Source organism: Bradyrhizobium sp. CCBAU 45384 (assembly GCF_028128665.1).
Lineage (GTDB): Bacteria > Pseudomonadota > Alphaproteobacteria > Rhizobiales > Xanthobacteraceae > Bradyrhizobium > Bradyrhizobium manausense.
This window is the reverse complement of record NZ_LBIZ01000109.1, coordinates 202103-220523: the sequence shown is the minus strand read 5'-3', so window position 1 is coordinate 220523 and position 18421 is coordinate 202103. Positions and strand designations below refer to the sequence as shown.

At 58.1% G+C, this 18421-nt stretch carries 14 protein-coding genes and 2 pseudogenes; 11 read left to right on the top strand and 5 right to left on the bottom strand.

All coding sequences use genetic code 11. From position 1 onward, the window contains the following. Positions 1 to 4 precede the first annotated feature (4 nt). From XH80_RS20590 to XH80_RS20570, 6 genes are all read left to right on the top strand, one after another. Complete coding sequence (locus tag XH80_RS20590; protein ID WP_271600147.1) at positions 5 to 250, top strand: DUF2188 domain-containing protein; 246 nt, start codon at positions 5 to 7, stop codon at positions 248 to 250. A 9-nt stretch (positions 251 to 259) separates the two neighbouring features. Then, on the top strand, positions 260 to 502 hold the full coding sequence (locus XH80_RS20585; RefSeq protein ID WP_271600146.1) for a hypothetical protein: 243 nt from the start codon (positions 260 to 262) through the stop codon (positions 500 to 502). A gap of 169 nt (positions 503 to 671) precedes the next feature. After that, positions 672 to 1562, top strand: a complete 891-nt coding sequence (locus XH80_RS20580; RefSeq protein WP_271600145.1) for a hypothetical protein — start codon at positions 672 to 674, stop codon at positions 1560 to 1562. Between the two features lie 119 nt (positions 1563 to 1681). Continuing rightward, positions 1682 to 1990: a MobA/MobL family protein gene (locus XH80_RS44065; protein ID WP_442869166.1), complete on the top strand. Its 309-nt coding sequence runs from the start codon at positions 1682 to 1684 to the stop codon at positions 1988 to 1990. Continuing rightward, a complete protein-coding gene (locus tag XH80_RS20575; protein WP_271600144.1) occupies positions 1987 to 2391 on the top strand; it encodes a hypothetical protein in 405 nt (134 codons plus the stop codon). The genes XH80_RS44065 and XH80_RS20575 overlap by 4 nt, the downstream gene beginning before the upstream one ends. A 244-nt stretch (positions 2392 to 2635) precedes the next feature. Continuing rightward, positions 2636 to 3649: a hypothetical protein gene (locus tag XH80_RS20570; protein WP_271600143.1), complete on the top strand. Its 1014-nt coding sequence runs from the start codon at positions 2636 to 2638 to the stop codon at positions 3647 to 3649. Between the two features lie 6 nt (positions 3650 to 3655). Here the strand turns inward: XH80_RS20570 and XH80_RS20565 are convergent, their stop codons facing one another. Both XH80_RS20565 and XH80_RS44060 read right to left on the bottom strand, forming a co-directional pair. Further along, positions 3656 to 4174 (bottom strand): type IV secretory system conjugative DNA transfer family protein, encoded by a 519-nt coding sequence (locus tag XH80_RS20565; RefSeq protein WP_271600175.1) that lies wholly within the window; start codon positions 4172 to 4174, stop codon positions 3656 to 3658. Continuing rightward, a pseudogene (locus XH80_RS44060) lies at positions 4174 to 4415 on the bottom strand (type IV secretory system conjugative DNA transfer family protein). The gene XH80_RS20565 and the pseudogene XH80_RS44060 overlap by 1 nt, the downstream one beginning before the upstream one ends. Positions 4416 to 5038: 623 nt before the next feature. On the opposite strand from XH80_RS44060, the gene XH80_RS20555 reads away from it, so the two are divergent. Next, positions 5039 to 5272 carry a hypothetical protein gene (locus tag XH80_RS20555; protein ID WP_271600142.1) on the top strand — a complete coding sequence of 78 codons (234 nt, stop codon included), beginning with the start codon at positions 5039 to 5041 and terminating at the stop codon, positions 5270 to 5272. Between the two features lie 677 nt (positions 5273 to 5949). Here the strand turns inward: XH80_RS20555 and XH80_RS20550 are convergent. After that, positions 5950 to 7122: an NAD(P)/FAD-dependent oxidoreductase gene (locus XH80_RS20550; protein WP_271600141.1), complete on the bottom strand. Its 1173-nt coding sequence runs from the start codon at positions 7120 to 7122 to the stop codon at positions 5950 to 5952. Between the two features lie 188 nt (positions 7123 to 7310). Between XH80_RS20550 and XH80_RS20545 the strand changes: the two genes are divergently transcribed. Both XH80_RS20545 and XH80_RS20540 read left to right on the top strand, forming a co-directional pair. After that, complete coding sequence (locus XH80_RS20545; protein ID WP_271600140.1) at positions 7311 to 8054, top strand: hypothetical protein; 744 nt, start codon at positions 7311 to 7313, stop codon at positions 8052 to 8054. Between the two features lie 71 nt (positions 8055 to 8125). Continuing rightward, complete coding sequence (locus tag XH80_RS20540) at positions 8126 to 8404, top strand: type IV toxin-antitoxin system AbiEi family antitoxin domain-containing protein (protein ID WP_271600139.1); 279 nt, start codon at positions 8126 to 8128, stop codon at positions 8402 to 8404. A 1948-nt stretch (positions 8405 to 10352) separates the two neighbouring features. On the opposite strand, the gene XH80_RS20535 is transcribed toward XH80_RS20540, so the two are convergent. Together XH80_RS20535 and XH80_RS20530 are read right to left on the bottom strand one after the other, a co-directional pair. Further along, positions 10353 to 10928, bottom strand: a complete 576-nt coding sequence (locus XH80_RS20535; protein ID WP_271600138.1) for a hypothetical protein — start codon at positions 10926 to 10928, stop codon at positions 10353 to 10355. Between the two features lie 743 nt (positions 10929 to 11671). After that, on the bottom strand, positions 11672 to 12361 hold the full coding sequence (locus XH80_RS20530; protein WP_271600137.1) for a hypothetical protein: 690 nt from the start codon (positions 12359 to 12361) through the stop codon (positions 11672 to 11674). Between the two features lie 283 nt (positions 12362 to 12644). On the opposite strand from XH80_RS20530, the pseudogene XH80_RS20525 reads away from it, so the two are divergent. Further along, positions 12645 to 13992: pseudogene (locus XH80_RS20525) on the top strand (MFS transporter). Positions 13993 to 15545: 1553 nt separating this feature from the next. Beyond that, on the top strand, positions 15546 to 17672 hold the full coding sequence (locus XH80_RS20520) for an NEL-type E3 ubiquitin ligase domain-containing protein (RefSeq protein ID WP_271600136.1): 2127 nt from the start codon (positions 15546 to 15548) through the stop codon (positions 17670 to 17672). Positions 17673 to 18421 lie beyond the last annotated feature (749 nt).

Sequence of the window (18421 nt, the reverse complement as noted above, 5' to 3'; positions counted from 1 at the left end):
ACAGATGAGAAAACTTCGAAAATATACTCTCTCGCATAACGATAGCCGGGATCGCTGGGAACTTCGGCAAGATAAAACACGCGATCTCGTCAAATCGTTCGATACCAAGGCAGACGCTACGGCTGGCGGAGCGCTGTCGCGCGCGCTCGGCAAAGAGGGTGGCTCAGTTAAGATCGAGAAGATTTCTGGAGGGTACCAGGAAGAGCGCACTTTCCCGCGGAGTGCCGACCCGCCTAAGTCAAAAGGCTGAGGGAAACCTATGCGCTTCGATTTTCCTGTGGGTGCCGGCACGTTCGAGATACCTGACGATTGGTGGCGCTTCGCAAACATGGAAGGCTTCCGACCGAGTCCAGGTGGCTACTACCCCTATCGGCTAAGTGCCGAGAAAGACATTGACGCGGTGCCTATTGCCGATGTTGAGCCGCCGCGACGACGGCCGGACATCCCCATGCTAAAGAAATACAAAAATGGTGCCGGTCCTCTTTGCTTTTCAATCTCTTGAATGTGCGCTGCCTCCGATCGAGGTCTATCGCTCTCCGTCAGGTCCGTACCTCTTTACGGTCCACAACGGCTTTCATCGGTTTTACGGCTCGGTAGCAGCGGGGTATACAAGCTTACCGGTTCTCGTTTGTGAGCCTCTCTGAGGGGAATTTCTTGGGAGAGATGTTTTCGTGGCAGAAGAATTCGAACGCCTCCATGCCGGTAAGCACAGCATTGCGCAGGAGCTGTTTATCAAGACCGCCGATGAGAACTACGTAACAGCGCGGTTTTGCTTTGCCAACGAGCTCAACGTCGATTTCTTCTGGAACGCCGTGCATGGTCTTGAGAAGTATCTCAAGGCTGCATTGCTGATGAATGGTCGCTCCGGCAAAGATTTCCCTGACGGCGGCAAACGTAGGTTGTTTCGCCATAATATCGTTGAGCTGCTCGATGCGGTCCGTCCGCTCGCTCCTGAACTCATACCGTCCACACTGGTCCGGCCGGACGTTCTGCCCGAACCCTACTGGCGTGAAGAGCCCATCGAGCAATTCGTGTCCCGGCTGTACGACATGGGCAACGAGCACAACCGCTACCAGCTAACCGGTTATGTTTGCCGCAGCGAGGATTTACTCAAGTTCGACCTTCTCGTCTTCGCCATTCGACGACTATGCCAGCCGCTTGAGGTTCATTTTCTCGGGAAACCCCGCCATGGCGTTCCGGATGAGTCAAAAAGGCAGCGCATGGAGCGGGACCATCCTTCGTCCTCCGACCTTCAGTCGACGTTTGAACAAATAGCGGGCGGTGGGCGGGGGCCGCTCCTGAGAGAGGTCGCTTTGAACTGGAATATACCATTTGCCCCGGCTGACTATCCGCACCCACCGTTAAGATATGGCGCCTCTTCAGCAAACCCAGTGCTGGTGCGGAGAATCCTCGAACCTCTCGATTCCGGGGATGCGCAACAGGCGATAGATTCAGACCAGCTCTGGCAATGGGCTCAGGACAACATCTTCATTCCGAAGGAATACGTGAAAGCTTACAATGACGACCGGTTGAGACGGAAAGCAACTGTGCGGAAGAAGTAGGGTTGATCGTTCGTCCTACCAAATTTCCAACAGGGAATAGTACCCCGGCCATTTTCTCTTTAGCCTGACATCAACCGCTTGCCGTCAATACCGGCACAGGAAACTTTTTTGTCTCCCGACTGGACTGCCGCCTACGTCGCGTCAAGACGCGGGGCTGGAATAGCGATCAAATGCTTGCCGGCTGGCGTCGGGCTTGGGCCGAGCACCAGAACAAGGCGCTTGGACGCGCGGGTTACACTGCGCGCGTCGATCATCGATCGCTTGCCAAACAACGCGCCGAGGCATTGCACAAAGGCGATCGTAAGCTGCCAGCCACACTGCGGCGTGCCCCCGAGGTCCATGTCGGGCCGAAAGTCAGCAACGCTGTCGGGCTGCGGCCGGAGAGCAAGGTCCGGAAGACGGACCGAAGCGGAATCGCGAAGGGATGAAAGCCACAAGCGAACACGAGCTTCGCTATCCAGAGTTCGATCAAGGCAGCCGCGCGCAATGGACCATGGGCCGGCTAGCCCACAACGCACATGCTTACGCTAAAGCAGCCGCGAAGGCTGAACGCCAGGCCTCAAGATTGCGCGAGCGGCAGCTCTACTACGCCAGGCTCGCCCGCGAAGATGAACGATTGCGTGACCATAGCGAGCGCGGAGAGGCGGCCCGGAAGGCGCATGCACGCCATCGGCTGGCCGAGATTGCCTTTTGGCTCAACGAGCTTGATCTCCTCTTCCTCGCGCTGCTTGGCCTTCGCGAAGCCCAGTTGGTCCGGCGCTCCGTATGGGCCAATCGGTTCTTAGGTAGGCGCGAGCATTTGCGCACGGGCGGCCGGGGACGCCCCTGAATGCCTTATTAGGCAGGTACCCGACGCGTCGATTTCTATACCGCGACTATCCCGCCCCCCAGCGACTCTTGCAACCCGGTCCGACTTGCCGCAATCAGCGCCACTACCCGAAACCCAATCAAGATGGTAGTAATCAGTAGACTAGTCAACCAAGCGTCCTGCGCTCTCATTGCAAAGACGAAGCGCGGGCGACTATCGATGATTTTAAATTCTTTAGCCGATTGCGGTCCGCCGGGGATTTTTGATGTGGCAGGGAATTCAATATGTAACCTCGGCGCTTAGCTTGGTTGCCTTCATCGCTGCTGCGGCTTTCTACACGATCGTCCGGACGTCGAACGCGAGAGCCCGCCTGATCGAAACCGCGGACCCAACGGCTCGAACCGAGCTCGTCAAAGCTGAGTTAGAGTTTTTTGACGTTAAGACAGAAATCCTGACAAGAGAGAAGCAGTTTCAGGTTGCGATAGAGCAAATTCGCGCACGTGCGCGACGCTTCTTGATCACGTCGGTTGTTGTTTGCGTACTCGGTCTCGCCTTTTTAGCACTTGCAGCTTACGCGATCTCGTCGACTATTCCCATGAGGTCAGGACAGGCCGAGCAGAAGACCCTAGTGCTTCCATCTGCCAATGCAAAACCGCTACCAGTGAGGATACTCACCGCTCGCATTTTTTGCGAACTAAGAGACTTGGTGCGGGACGATGCACCGAATGCTCCTATGTCATGGCACCGAGCGTTTTTGCTCAATGGGGATTACGGCGTGGCGATACATTTGTCACTTGAAGTCGTCGATACTGGAGATCTAGCCATCAGTCGAACAGACAACATCAGCCTGCCCCACACCCGCAACTTTACGCAGCCTCTCAATAAATCGATGCGAGACATCTATTTGGAATGGAAGAGTGGCACGAACCTTTACGACTGTCCGAGCAATTTGGCGGCGACCCTTGGTTTTGGTTCTGCAGTTGATAACGGCGCGCGGGCAACGGGGCCGACACTTTCCTCGCCGGCGGCGTCAGGCGGCGCCTTCGGCCAAACAATGAAGTTCGTGGTCACAGGGAATCCTAACGACGCTGACGGCTGGATGCTTACAAGTTTCGAGAATACCAGCGCTGTTACAGGACTACCTGGCGTCAAAATCAATAAGATGACGTTTGCGTTCGCGCCAGGTCCGAACACTGGCAAGCGGATTGGCCAATCAATGTCACGTACACCAAATGTAGCCGCGCTCTCGTTCCTGGATGAATTGCTAAGCCGCCAGTGAACATTACTAGGCCGGCCAGCCGTCAAACTTGCCGCGCCAGTGCCAATTGCGCCACGAACGATAGTTGACCTTCGTGGCGAGCACCGGGTGGCGGAGGATGCCGCTGCGGTAGATCACGATCGCGTACCTGCCGGGCAGCCGCATCACTTCCGATGGGTCAAGGAGCCAGCGCCCCGTTTCGTATTGCCCCGTCGAGTGCTGTTGGCGAAGAAGATCAACGTTCGCTTGCGAGACGCCTTCGTTGCAGGATAATGACGTGGTTTGACCGACGATCTCAGAAACGAACCTCGCGGCCTCAAGGTCGCTAACATTGAAGAACACCTTGCAGGTCGCGTTCGCGAGAAACGACCCTGCGCGGCAGTAGATTGCGCGGAGCTGGCTCATGTCTTGGAAGACCAACAAAGGCGTACAGTAGGCATGCACGTACCCTACCCGAGGTGCAGATCGTCTGCAGAAGCTCGTTGAAAGATTTCGGGGGAGCGTGGAGAGGGTACGGACTTGGCGCTGTTCTGGTTCGAGCCGCATCACGTAAAGATCATGTCGAGGGGATTGAGGTGATCCGAATGCTGCGGGTTTGTGGTATCTAGGTTTCGAACTTTGCCGAGCTTTGCGCGCTGCCGACGTGTAATCGCGCTACTTTCACTTTTGATGTCGGTACAGACAATGGAGCCGCATAGTCGAGGAGGTTTGGGATGACGACGCCCACTCCCTTGCCCGCGCCCATCGGTGCGAACACGGCGATCATACCATCCGTGTTGAAGCGCAAAAAAGAACGGCCTACCCGGCCGACAATGGGTCCAGATCCTCGGCGCGCCCCCGACCAGAACGGCTCCCCATCGGCTGGCGAAGCGTGCGGAGCCTAGTGTGCCACCGGGATTAAAACCGGGCCATCGGTGAATCGTATAGAGAATCTTCGAAATGCGAACGACTGCCGAGAGCAGAAAACGCACCGCCAGCGCGGTGGCCTGAAGCAGCCACAGCCGTATCTGCACCATATGGTCAATGTGGCATTTGACTTGGTGAGGAGCCAAGATTGCAATGCGCGCAATCGAGCTAAGCCTGTGAAAGACGGTTGGGTATTAAGAGAATTGCCGTATATCAAGAAATAGCCCGCGAAGACCACGAACAGCACGCACTCTACTGAGGTTTGGCGGTGATGCAGCTGAACGAGGTGCGAGCCACCTTGTACTAGATCGGCAGTGGCGTCCGCTCAGCTACGAAATTTTCAGAGGCGCAAAAGGGGTCCAACATCTGACCATCGCCGGCGTCGAGGTCCGCTGGTCGCGCGCCAGGAGGCGGCGACGACCGATGCCGCACGCTTCGAGCTTGAGCGTATGCGCCGCTTCCTCCTCATCAAGCTGGAGGCCACTATCCACGGAGAAATGACGCGTGACTTCATTGGACAGGTTGAACGCGACCTTGCTGGACAGCAAAGAGCGGCTTAGGAGGCTCGAAAGTTCGCTGGGCGATCCGCTCAAAGCCGCAGGAAGCCCCGGCACCGAATTCGGCTCCGATGACTATCTCGCCCTGGCGGCGGAGATCCGCAGGCAGGTCGAACGGGAGCAGCAGTCCATAGCCCGCTTGGAGAAGCTGCGCACGACCGTGCGTTTGCGCGCGCGCTGAAACGCGACACTCGAAGTCTCCGGCACCATCAGCGGCACAGCATCTACACCTCAGGCACCGTGCGGGTCGGCGGCACCGGCAGCGAAACCTGCTCGTCCCCGCCGACTACGGCGAGAACCGCTACAACCCCGCCACCGGCCACATGCAGGCCTGAGTCTCTCGCTAATCCCACCGCATGTGGTAGGTTTGGGTAGACGACCGAAGCCACGTATTGGCAACAAATCGGCCATTCCGTCTTGCAAATCCGTGGCCCCGACTCTGTCGCCAGTTGAGAGATCTTCTTGCCTGAAATTTAATTCCAATTTAATCGAATTGACTGAAATAAAATTTCTTGCCTATTCTGATCAACGGACCACGATGTCGCCATTGACGTCAGGCCTATCTACCTCAATCCTTTCAACTATGGAGTGCGAGAGTGCCTAAGAGCGGCATCTTTCGAACATCGTTCGAGTTTCCCGATCGGAGTGCCCACGTCATCGTTGAGCATTTGAAGGCTGATGCGCTAGATGCCGTCGCCGATTACCTCGAGCGGAAGCAGGCGCGCCAGCGAACTGAGCGCTACGGAAGCGACATTCGGTGCTGCCGAATGCTCGCTCACCTCTTCAGGGCCGATGCAGGCCATTGCACATGAAGAAAAAGGGATACGGCGATTTCGCCGTATCCCTTTTAGTTTTCAGTCAGCCGACAGTTTGAGCGCTTGGCTTTCGTAGGCGGGCGGGGAGCATAGCTTCCCAGGTCACGCCGTACTGCTCTAGCTGGCTTGGGACATTGCGCCTGAGCACTTGGGAAGCAAGCGACAGCCCCATAGCGGGCCCCGCCTGCATGCCGTACCCACCGGGCGCCGAAAGGTGAAAAAAACTGGGCTCCTCAGGATCCGGCCCGATAACCGGCACGCGGTCAGCGACAAAGGGCCGGTGACCGGCTGTCGCCCATTGTTCCTCTTCGACAAATGACACGCCAAGGCATTCCTGGGCCAGCCGCCGGATTTTTGACATCTCGGCCGGATCCGGAACGGTGTCCGTCGGGTGGCTCAGGGTTTCATCTTCAGCACTCATCATCAGTTGGCCATCGTCCTCGGTCGCAAAGTAGAACGATTGAAGAAACACAAACTGGTTGAGCGGCGGCAGCCGGTCGGGCTGACGGATATGAGCGATTAACCGGTGACGCTTAAAACACTGGATGCCGATTTCGGTGATACCGAACCAGCGATTCACCACATCACATTTCGCACCAGCTGCATTGACAACAACAGGAGCGGTGAACGTTCCGTTGGTGGTGATAAGCTTCCAGCTCCCTGCCGCGGTCCTTTCGACGTCTAGAAGATCGGTGCGGTCGAGAACATAGCCGCCGGGGTTCTCGATGGAGGCCCTCAGGGCAGAGGTGATCGCGAACACGTTCAGCCTTCTGCCGTTCTCCAGAATTCCTGCCGCGCGGCGATTGCAGGACACGTAAGGCAGCATTGCCGCAAGATCAGTCCCGGTAACGTCCCTCCAATCACGCGACCCGCTCGCTTCAGCCTTCATGAACAGTCGCCTGATCTCTTCGTCGCGGTTTTCCTTGGCGACGCAATAGAAGACCTGAATCGGCCGGGTCAGCGGTTCACGAAAGAAGCGGCTGCTTGCGCAATCCAGAAACGGCAGACTTGCTCTCGTAAGGCTTGCCACCTCGGCATTCGAATAGAAGAGCGCTGAATAAAGCCTCGCGTTCTGGTTGGTCGAGAGCCGTCCTACGCCCTGTTCGCGCTCCAATACCAGAACTCGGATCCCGGCCGTGCTCAGGAAATGCCCCCCCCACAATCCAAGCGATCCACCACCGATGACAATTGCGTCGTAATCCCTCTTTAAGACCATCCTCGCCTCCTTCACCCGGCAGGATAAAGTTAACGGCTAGGGAACTCCCGTCAACATAAATTACACAATAAAATCATACACTTATTTCCAAACGCCAGGAAAGTTTGCACCCAGGGTGGACAATTCCGCCAAGTACACGCTAATTTTTCCAGATTCTTGAAATCATTCTCACTCCCCGGAAAATTTTCATGCCACCCCGCCAGCCTCGAGTTGCGGCAGAGCGCCTGACAGCCGCATTCAGGAAATACGACGAATACTTGCAAGCAGGGCGAGAAGACCTTCTTCGGGAGCATTTCGACGGTTCGGATGGAAAGCCGGTTTGGAAAACCGTCACCAACTACATGAAAGACCGGCAAAGCGCCGCGGGCAAGACGATGATCGTCAGCTTCGTCGAAGCGATGGAAGAATTGCCCGGCATCCTTGAGCAGCACGAAGAGCGTCAGAAGGTTGCGTATTCATTTATCATCAAAGAATTGGGCCTTTCAGCAGAGAGCGACGACTACGTCAGCTCGATCGCCGACTACGTGGGCAACTATCATTTCTATTCCAATTTGAAGGCCGAAATCAGACCTAGGGGCAGCTTCCTCATCAGGCAGGCCGAAAAGCTACCTTCCATGGTCTTCCAGTTTGCTTATCAAATGAAACTTACACACTCAAAAGGCAGCCGCAGATGTGACGGCTTTGTCTTCGAAAGAAACGAGCGGGTATTTTTTCTCGGCGCGTCGCCGACCAGCATATTCTACGGCACCTTTACCGCGCGTGTGCCGGATGAGCCGGGGAAAGCCTTGTTTGGGACAATTGCCATTGAGGAGATAGGCATCCAACGCGTTCTTTTTTCGCAAGCTGCGCTTCTCCCCTACAAGAATGCTTCACCCGCAGGACAGGAGCGCACGATCGAGGAGTGGCTGCGAACTCCGATCGTTACAGTCTAGTATTTGTGGCGCTACTAAGTGTCGGCGTTGCAAATCCGTCACCCGCCAAACACCGACCTTCTTGCAAATCCGTGACGCGACTCACCTCCGGCACCAAAGACTACACGATCGAAGGTGTGCGCGTTCGCATCTACAATCCCGCAAAAACGGTAGTCGATCTCTTCCGCTATCGACGGAGCGCCGGAAAGCGCTATCAAAAAAGTCCCGGCCTTAATCTCGCACTTGAAGGCCTGCGCGAGGCACTACGAAAGCGCAAAGCATCGCCTGCCGAAATTGCCCGCTATGCAGAGGAAGCCGGGGTCTGGAAAGTCGTGCAACCCTATCTTGAGGCTATCACGGCGAATGCCTAAGAAGCCGAAGCCTCCGATCAAGAACATTGGCGCGTCCGTCCGGTCGCGCCTGCTCAACCTTTCAAAGCGGCGCCGCCAGCCATTCGATCTTCTCCTCAACAACTACGTTCTTAAACGCTTACTTTGCCATAGTAGCCGTAATGCCCACGCAGCACGGCGCCGACGGCTTGTTTCAGCAGCGGCGGACGTTTGAGCGGCTGGCTGTCTGCAGGAACGAATCAAGACGCGGGGACGCAGCGTGCCGAAGGTTTCGCGTGAGGATCAATCCAGCGCAAGGCACTCGGCCAGAATTGCTGCTCGACCCGCCCTTCATCGCGATGCGAACTCAGGTGGGGCATTTTTTATATAACCGCAGAAGATCACCGGATGGAATGCAAGCCGCGCATCCTTGCTCCCGATCGCCAGACTTTACCAAGCATTCCTAAGCGTCCCGATTCCGGCGCTCGCCGCTATGGCCCAGTCGTCTGACATCTCTGGGACCCTCCACGCGCGGCATCATCGGCCCCATCAATTTCAGCTTGCTGATGGTGTGAAGTGAGCACAAGTTCGGGCGTCGCGATCTGCTAATCGCATTTACCGGCGCCATTGGCGCCCCCCCGGGCAGATCGTCGGTGCTAGGTGTGAATGCGGCCCTGGTCGCTGGACGAGACTTGTGGCGATTGGCATTAGGCCACTCTTTTGCTCGCGAGCCAAACGCGTAACCTGCGTTCGGCCGCCGAGCCTGGATGGAAGATGCTCGATGCCTGTGTTGCTAAATTCCGCGGCGGGACCTTTCCTGGGCAACTGCGACCGCAGCGAGCCCCAACATCACGTCGCCCGTGAAGCCGAAATGAAGGCGATAAAGCCACCAGATTGCGCAGCACCGGTCGAGATCGGACATCGCTAGCGCCCGCCTTATTGCTGCGACCATCCACGCTATCGGCTTCATTCCTCGTATCATCTGGAAAGCTCGCCCTCTCGGGGCCAGCGCTCTCCGTTCAATGACGTTTCGGGCGGTGGCGGCTCGCCATCCGGCGCGCGCACTCACAAAAAGATTGTGATCTGAGATTGATGTTCGCATAGCGTTCTTTTCCGCTTTTCGAAGCTGATCGCGCACGCGTATGTGCATGCGATCTTGCTCCGATCCTATGGCGGAGCTACTGCTTGCAAAACACCCAGATCTGGTAGTGCCATTTGACAGGATTCTATCGATACATAGGTTCACACGATTTCACCGCCACGCAAAGCAACTGCGCCACTTGCGAGGGTGTGATCGTTGCGGTTAGCGACCTTTGCTGCCACTCCTTGAGAATACCACCGCGTCCGTCAAGACAATCAGGCTCGCACCGGCAGGGCCTCCGCGCTTTCGATTAAGCCTTCGACGGTCAACGGTTTGGCTGCCCAATTTTGCGCGAGCTCAGCCCACATCGAGCGCTGCCTGGCAGCCCAACCCTGTCCGACGGCGCTGGCAATTCTCGATCACTTCGCGGAGCAACGCTCCGAACAGTTCGGCCAGCGGCGCACTATGGTGCAGTGCTTGTTAAGATCGCCCAGACGCAAAGATGACGATCCGGCGTACGGCTAAAGGTGCGGCACCGGCCAGGGATCCCGGGACGGCGCGGCTGCGCGCAAAGGGCACTCGGCGACGTCCCTCCGTCCTTCCGATCCTGCGCGCGATGGCGCAACGTCGGACTGGCGGACAGCCGGAGCTACATTGGTCAAGCGAAAGTAACATCCTCGGGTGAGGCAATGGGGGGAGATATTACAGGCCAGATGATAGGTCAGCACTAGGCAGACGAATGCCAGGATGACGACGCATCTCGTGGGCTGCCAGTGGGTCCGAGGATGCGTACCCACTGGCGGCGCGAACGATCCACCGCTAAGCGGTGACTTGTCTATCCAGGTAAGGACAACCGAAGTGATCGCAGGGCTCCAGTCCGCCGTGATCGGCTGACCGTCGGGTTGCTTCTCAAACCCGCGTAAGCTTAACGAACCCTCCTTCGTCTAGCTCCGCTTTGTAGGCCCGTTCGTTAAGCAGGATTGTTGTTGGGTTATCAGCGGTCGGCATGTATCCCTCTTCGCGCAGCTTGTCCATGAGGGCAGGTGTGGCCGATTGCCGTGGTAGCGGCATGCCGTAGCGCTGGTTCTCTATGATGAAGGCTCCGAAGTCCGGTATCCCCGCCCGGCCGACTCTAACCACTTGATCCTCCGCAGGGTTATGAACAAGACGAACGCGATTGGACTCATCTAAACCGGCCGTGTAGCGGTGACCTCGGATTTCGTAGGTCATCGTCGGCTGGTCCGAGTCCGGCAAGAGGCCTCCGTGAAACAACCTCTCGACCATCGAGTCAGGAGCGATTTGCGAGCCGTGCGAAAATCTCTGGGGAACAGCGAATGAGACATCTACCGCTTCCTCTCGTGCGGCAGATGATGATGGTCCAGCTTCATTCATGATCTGACTGAACAAGTCATGATCCTCCTGTGTCCAGACGTGTGCCGTCGGTGATTCTGGTGAACGGGCACTATTGATCGAGTTCGGATCCATGAAGCTCTCCTTGCTGTTATGAGAACAAAGGCCTCTTGAAGATCACCCCCAGGGGCTGAGCTGAAGTTCGTCACGGACTCGGACATGGCGGCTTTTTCATCGAGAGACCAAGTTCGAGTGTTAAACAGGCTGGCTTTCGAGAAGCTGACAAAGAGCGAAGAAGAAAGACAAACCCGCGGCCGTACCTGCCACGTCTGATGCGCTCACCCTCCGAGCCAAGTCTCATTGCACCTGACCTCGCAATCGGCGCGCCGGTCTGCGCCGTGCCTCACGCTCACCTGGCGGTAAGGCCGGTTCGGAGGTTCGAGTGATGCGGACCGCAGCAGACCAAGTCTTGTCTCGAACACGCGCATTTCGATCTCTAACGACCAGTCGTTCTGGCTCACAGTTCGAGCCGACGCGCGAGCCGCTAACCGGCCGCCGGCGAGAGAAGACACCGGAATGCGCTTACGGAAGAGTCGGGTAAGCGCGGAGCGAACTCTTCACCTGACCAGATGAAGAACGAAATTGCTCAGAAGCAAAGCAGCCGAAACGATCATCCCGCGCACCGATCAAACTGCGGCGGTGCCGGTGATACCGGGACAGGGTTTGCCGCGGCCTATATTGGGCACTCCGCAACGTGCGTCGTGCTTCCGATCCTGACGCATGCTGCAACCTCGGACTGATAGCCGGGGCTGCATCGAAAAAGCGGAACGTTACATCCTCAGGTGAGGCAACGCGAATGGCTAGCTTTGTCCCAGCCGTTAGTGACGTTCTCCGTCAGGAGATGGCGCTCGTGTCAGCCCGTTGGCAAGAGAATTCTCACTCGCGTCCTTAACAAGGAAAATCGTCGTAATTCGTGTGCGTGCCGAAGTCGCCGCTGAAATGTCCGCTCCCTCTAAGCTGCCGTTGGCGAAGAAACGTAGGCCGCTTTCTTGCTCGCCCATCCGGGCACACGAACGGTAGCTCCTGCGTGTAGCTCCACTGGGTTGACTGAACAGCCCCCCAAGTGGCTCACCAAGATGTAGGGCCCTGACATCCGCGCTCACCAAAGACTTGAGGTCGGCATCCTCGGTGTCCGGGCCGAATAGCCGGGCCTTCTCCCCGTCCCGGGTGACGCGCTCGCGCAGGAGATTGCCAAGATGCACGGCGAGCGGCGCCGAACGCACCTTATGACGGACGACTGAGTCTTGATGGTCGAAAGACGCGAGCGGCCCGTGAGCAGGCGGTTTGCCTGCTGGCTGGCGAGCCGGCCGCGACGGAAAGGTGGAGCACCGATGAATGGTGATCTTGCTCGCGCGCGCGAAACCGCCGCAGGCGTGCTGATTGGCGGCAAGCGTCTGGGCGATGAAGACGTCGCCCACTGGATCCTGAAGGAGCGGACGCAACCAGGCGACGATGAAATGGCTCGAGTTGTCGTCGATCGTGTTCGGCGCCAGCCAATTGTGTCGCAAACTCGCCGCGGCAGCGCAATGTCTGCGGAGCCCGATAACTGCAGCAGCTTCTCATGTTTGTCTCGCCGGCAAGGCCAGCGATCAGATCAAGGGTTAAATGGGCCGCGAAACCAGGCATTTTTATTGCAGACGCTACCGTAAGGTTCGTCGTGACGCACTCCAGCCTACATTGGAAGAGGCGCAATGGCCGTGAGGGATGCGTTCGGGCAAGTGGAAGGCAACTTTGCGCGACCTGTCTGGTCGAAATGGTCGGGCCGGGATCGCGCTCCAGATTGGGTCGAAGATGGCGAGGCAATTTACTCGAGAGGGGCTGGAGCCGGTCCGTGGCCCGGCAGACGAACGCTTGACGGGCCGCGCGGTATTGGGCGCAACCATGGGCAATATCCTCGAATTCTACGACTTCGGCACCTATAGCTTTTTTGCAATACAGATCGCTCAGGCGTTCTTCCCGGCAACCGACCAATTCGCCAGCCTCATGCTGTCACTCGGAACCTTCGGCGTGGGCTTTGTGACCAGGCCGATCGGGGCCATCGTGCCCGGCTCGTATTCGGATCGGGCTGGCCGCCGGCCCGCGATGACCGCGAGCTTTGCCATGATGAGCGCCGCGGTCCTGTTATTGGCTATCACGCCATCGTACGAGACAATAGGGCTTGCCGCTCCGTTGTTAGCCATCTTCGCACGCTTGCCGCATGGCTTTGCTCTCGGAGGTGAAGTCGGTCCAACGACGGCCTACTTGATGGAAGCGGCTCCGGTGGAAGCCCGCGGTCTGGCGGTCTCCTTTCAGCCCGCGAGCCAACAGGTTGCGGCGACGGCTGGAGCGTTGGTTGGAGAAATTCTCTCGCTCACTATGACAAGTGAGGCGCTTAATGCATACGGATGGCGGATCGCGCTATTGCTCGGCGCCGCTACGTTGCCGTTCGGCCTTTGGTTGCGGAGCGTCTTACCCGAGACGTTGCACCGCCCGGAGGCCCCGGTTCTGGTCACCCAGCCGGTCAGGCGACCGCCTGCCGCTCGCCGCATCATGAGTTTGGGATTTGTCATCTTGGCCAGCTGCACGATCACGACATATGTGACCGGATATATGACTACCTACGCGTTGACCACCCTCCACGTTTCGGCACCTCTCGCCTTCGGCACCACGCTCATCAGCAACATGGCAGGCATTGCCGCAGCGCTGCTGGGCGGCCTGCTCGCAGATCGTGCAGGCCGTCGGCGCATCATGATATGGCCGCTAGGCCGCTGCATTGCTGATGACCTATCCAACATTCTTGTGGATTGCGGAGAGCCGCAGTGCCCTCGCACTTCTAGGAGGTCTCGGCGCGCTCACCCTGATCGGAACGATTCCGTATAGCGCCTTCTACGTGAGCATGGCCGAAAGTTTTCCCAGGAACATTCGTGGTGGCGCCTTCGCGACGATCTACGCTTTTGCGATTGCGATTTTCGGAGGCACAGCTCAACTGGTCGTCACTTCGCTGATCTATCTCACCGGGAGCGTACTCGCGCCCGCTTGGTACATGCTTTTCGCTAGCGCGGCCGGGCTCTTTGCCATGCGGATGATGCCGGAGACGGCCCCACTCAATTTGGTGCCCAGCCATAGACGAACGTCTGGAACGCCACGACCGCTGCCCTAGGCGTAGCCAAACAGGCTAGGATGACATCTATGACGTCCGAAGTGCGAAATATTGCGCAGGAAGACGCTAAGAGAGTAGCATGAAAGGCAATCGATCCTAAAATATTGGACCAGCTTGACATCGAGCAGGGTCCTGCCGGATTGGTAGCATCGCGGTCTGAAAGGGCTTTGCGGTTTATCCAACCTTCGCCGATGCGGCACTTGGGCGATTGGCGGCAGTGACCGGCGGCTGTCGGTGGGCAGTGACTCTGATCAACGTTAGAGAACAAGCGCCGCTTGTACCATCCACCAGCATAACCGCACGGCATAAGGATGCGGCCGCCGACGAAGCAGCGACCGCCCGAGGCTCGATCCTCATTTTCTGCTTGATTGTTTTCCCGTCAGTGCAGGACGCACGAGGGATCAGTTAAGCAAAAAAACAGATCGCAGAGACCATTCAATGGATCGTCCGCGCACTGAGGATATGATGTATCGGCTACCTCCACGCTGGCGGTGAGCGGTTGCGCGGCAGCATCCGCAGCAAAAGGAGGTACCGCGGCGGTTGCAAGCGCGAGGGCGCTCGCAGTCACCAAAACAGACTTTTTCATTTGAGAAATCGCTTCCCTAAGTTAGCCCCAGCCGGGGTGACGGTCTATATGACGACGTTGCAAGCGGTAAAATTGATTTTCTCGATCAGACCTATCGACCGGATGGATGAATTCGGGCATCACCTTATCGCTCTGTCTACCCGCTCGGCACCTGCAGACCTGCTTTATGATCGAACGCGCGACGCGCCTGCGTCGATGCATTTCTCGGAGCGACCGACAAGAGAGTGTTGTTGAATCTGACTCGTATCGTCCGGAGCAGGCCACAGTCGGTTGCATGTGTCGACACATGTGTCCGAACGCACTTGCGTCACAATTGGTCGCGCAATTGTTCATCACCAAGTGAGATGACCGCGAAAACCGCTTACCGATTCTCTTGTTCGGCTGCGCTGCGGGCCATAGGGCAAGGCTTCGACCCAGTCGACCGCGGCGGCATGCTTGCAGTCTAGCGCGCGACTGCATTCCACCAGAACTTGCCAGCGCCGCGATTTGGTTGTCTGGCGCAGCCATTTCCCGATCCTGTAAGACTAGTCAGCCGAGGAGCGAAGACGCGAGAGTGACCATGACCTCATCTCGGCTGAACTCTTCTCAGGTATTGACAAGAGGCGCTTAGCAGAGCTGCAACGCCCGGACTTTCTCTAGCGACAAGACTAGTCAGCTTCTCGACAGCTCAGCGTCCTAGGTTGAGAACACCTCGAACCAGACAAGAGGCTCGACCTGATCAGCTCAATCTGGAAGAGGGAGCAGCCCGATCCCCCTCAAGATAGCGAGCCGACAATCAGATTCGTGCGGGCATCTCGCGATATCTGGTGCGCCGGATCAGCCAGCGCGTTCGGCCCTTCCAAGTTGGGCTGCGCACCATGATCGCCGGCTTCATCTTCTTGATGGATCGTCGTCACAACGAGAGACCGGCTTTGCGGAAGCGGCGCTCCAGCGCATTTGCTCCATTTTGCCATGCGAGGCGACAACAATGAATACAGATCGGACGCAGCTTGACGGTGACGGCTTTTTCTCAGTTTCCGGCTCCGAAGCGACCCAATCCGAGGCCTCAGAACCCGGCACTCCCGTTGCGGCGCATTGGGACGAGGCTTTGACGGACGCGGGGCCGTCCGCTCCCACTGCGGCAGGGCCGCAGGACCACGTTGTGGACGCGCGGACGGCTGATGAGGGGCAGGACGAAGACGAGAACCGCCAAACCGCCATTACTCAAACGAGAGCTTTGCCCGAGAATGGGAGTGTGGCGCTAAATCTCTCCTCCCTCTCCCTGACCGCATTGCCCGCCGCCCTCCCGCCCGAGCTTCAGGTCTTTGACGCGAGAGACAATCAATTGGCGAGCTTGCCCGTACTTCCTGACGGGCTCCGCCTGCTCAATGCAGCGCGCAATCTGCTGACCAGCCTGCCGGCCGACCTGCCATCCCGGCTCCGGTCCCTGATCATCGGCGAAAACTCACTGACAAGTCTGCCCGCCCTTCCGGCAACCCTTCGGGAACTCAGCGCTTACAGCAACCACCTGACCAGCTTGCCTCCGCTTCCAACCGGGCTGCGGAGCCTGGTCGTCGAGAATAATCAATTGACCAGTCTGCCCGCTCTTCCAACAACGCTTGAGGAGCTCTACGCTGGAAGCAACCACCTGACCAGCTTGCCTGACCTTCCAACCGGGCTGCGGAGCCTGGTCGTCGAGAATAATCAATTGACCAGTCTGCCCGCTCTTCCAGCAACGGTTGAGGAGCTCCATGCTGCAAGCAACCAGCTGACCAGCTTGCCTGACCTTCCAGCCGGGCTTCAGGACCTGGACGCCGGTGACAATCAACTGGCCAGTCTGCCCGCGCTTCCGTCAACGCTCCGGGATCTTGTCGCGCCAAGCAACCAGCTTACCAGCCTGCCCGATCTTCCAGCCAGCATTGAAAGCCTGGTTCTCGATTCCAATCAGCTGACCGAACTGCCTGAGCCGCTCCCGTCGGCGATCGAATTGTTGACGGCCAGCGACAATCAACTGGTCCGGCTGCCGGAACTCCCCGCTCCCCTCGAAATACTAGATGTTAGCAACAATCGACTGACGGACGTACCGGCGAGCCTGCTGCAGCTAGCCAGCGATGCGGCCATCGATTTGACGGACAATCCGCTGCGAGAGCGGGTTCAGAGCAATCTATTGAGAGCAAGGAGTGCTGCGGACTATGCCGGCCCGCCAATCCTTTTCTCGTTGAGCGAAGACGCAATGGAACCTGCGCCCCGGCCGCTGCACGAGGTTGTCGCAGACTGGTTTGGGCAGGACCTAGCCATGATCGCAACATGGCAAAGCTTCGCCGACGAGCCTGGTGTGCAGGACTACGTTCGTTTCCTCGACCGGCTTGCCGGCACCGTGAACTACGGCAATAGCGAATTCCGGCAGGCCGTGGTCGAGGATCTGCGGCAGGCATCGGCGAGGCCTCGACTGCGCGAGCTGTTTTTCCAGTTGGCCTCCGATGCATGCGCGAGCTGTCAAGATCGGATCACTTTGGCCTGGAACGGGATGCAGACCGCGCGTCTGAACGCCGACATCGAGGATGGCCTGTACGACGATCGGCTCCCCGAGTTGCTCCAGCATGCCCGCGTCATGTTCCGGTTGGAGGCGCTGGACGGAATAGCGCGCCAGACGGTCAATGTCCTTCGTCACTCCAGACCGGTCGACGAGACCGAAGTCTATCTCGCCTACCAGACGCAATTGCGCGATCCACTGGAGCTGCGACACGTCGCCCCCGACATGCGCTTTTTGACCGTCTCTGGCGTCACGAGCAACGACGTTGAGAGGGCGATGATAACGGTGCGGCAGCAGGAAACGACAGGTTTTGCGGACTATCTAGCGACGCGCTGGCAACCTTGGGAAGCGGTGCTGAGGCGCATTGCCCCCGAAGCGCACGCAGCAATGGACGATCGGCTCATCGATGCGATGGGCGAGGAGTTTCAAATTCGGCTGAACCAACGGCTCGCCGAAGCGGGTCTTGCGGGCGATGCCGACGCCGAGCGGATTATCGGACCTCAAATCGTCAACGAGATCGCCCGCGAGATCAAAAGCGAGGTGATGCACCGGGTGCTTAGGGCGCACGGCATCGAGCTGTAAGAGATTAGTCAGATCCGTCGTACGGATTGCGGTCGTGAGCTCGTGGCCATCACTCAATTCCCCAGAGCTGATCGAGCGACGGAGCCTGCTCTTCCGCCGATGCCAGCGTTGCTAAGCTCGTAGGCGACTGAAAAAGCAGGGAAATGACTGACCATACGCCGGTGTGCTGAAATTGCCACCGCGGCGCTCGGCGCCATTGCAGTTGAAACGAAGAAGCTGCGGCTTACTTGAACGCTCAATGAAGAACGACAAGCCCCAGCATCTTTTGGGGGCCAAGAAGGCGCGATGCTGGGGTCGTCGTAGCCTAATGCAAGAGTAGCAAATAGGCTGCGTTATTGTGCACCGCCCGGTTTGATTCGTCAAAGCGGCCGGGACGCTCAGCTCCCGTACATCCGGACCATCCGCGATCCGTTCAAGCTCGCCGGAAGAGTTTGCGCGCCAGTCCGCCGCGGGCAGGCAGGTGAAAGCACTGTGACATCCGTGCGGATCACCGGCAGAATGAGGTATGCCTTTCGCGCCTCTAATAGTAGCGGTCGAGTTTCTCGCCCGAGCGTCGATGTTCGCCACAGCAGGCAATGGCAGCATGCTTGTGCGACGACCGACAATCCTCCGGATGGCCAGCCGATAACCCTCCCGTCAGCAGTGTTTTCTGCCAGGCTCCATCCTTGTGGAAGCTGGATCCCCACGGGACTCGGCGCAGCTCAGGCAGTCCGCCGAGCCGATCCGCAGGCATGAACTCTGCCGCCGAA

Coding starts and splice junctions, on each gene's coding strand:
- XH80_RS20590 (WP_271600147.1), top strand. CDS start 5: ATGAGAAAACTTCGAAAATATACTCTCTCGCATAACGATAGCCGGGAT.
- XH80_RS20585 (WP_271600146.1), top strand. CDS start 260: ATGCGCTTCGATTTTCCTGTGGGTGCCGGCACGTTCGAGATACCTGAC.
- XH80_RS20575 (WP_271600144.1), top strand. CDS start 1,987: ATGAAAGCCACAAGCGAACACGAGCTTCGCTATCCAGAGTTCGATCAA.
- XH80_RS20570 (WP_271600143.1), top strand. CDS start 2,636: ATGTGGCAGGGAATTCAATATGTAACCTCGGCGCTTAGCTTGGTTGCC.
- XH80_RS20565 (WP_271600175.1), bottom strand. CDS start 4,174: ATGCGGCTCGAACCAGAACAGCGCCAAGTCCGTACCCTCTCCACGCTC.
- XH80_RS20550 (WP_271600141.1), bottom strand. CDS start 7,122: ATGGTCTTAAAGAGGGATTACGACGCAATTGTCATCGGTGGTGGATCG.
- XH80_RS20545 (WP_271600140.1), top strand. CDS start 7,311: ATGCCACCCCGCCAGCCTCGAGTTGCGGCAGAGCGCCTGACAGCCGCA.
- XH80_RS20535 (WP_271600138.1), bottom strand. CDS start 10,928: ATGGATCCGAACTCGATCAATAGTGCCCGTTCACCAGAATCACCGACG.
- XH80_RS20520 (WP_271600136.1), top strand. CDS start 15,546: ATGAATACAGATCGGACGCAGCTTGACGGTGACGGCTTTTTCTCAGTT.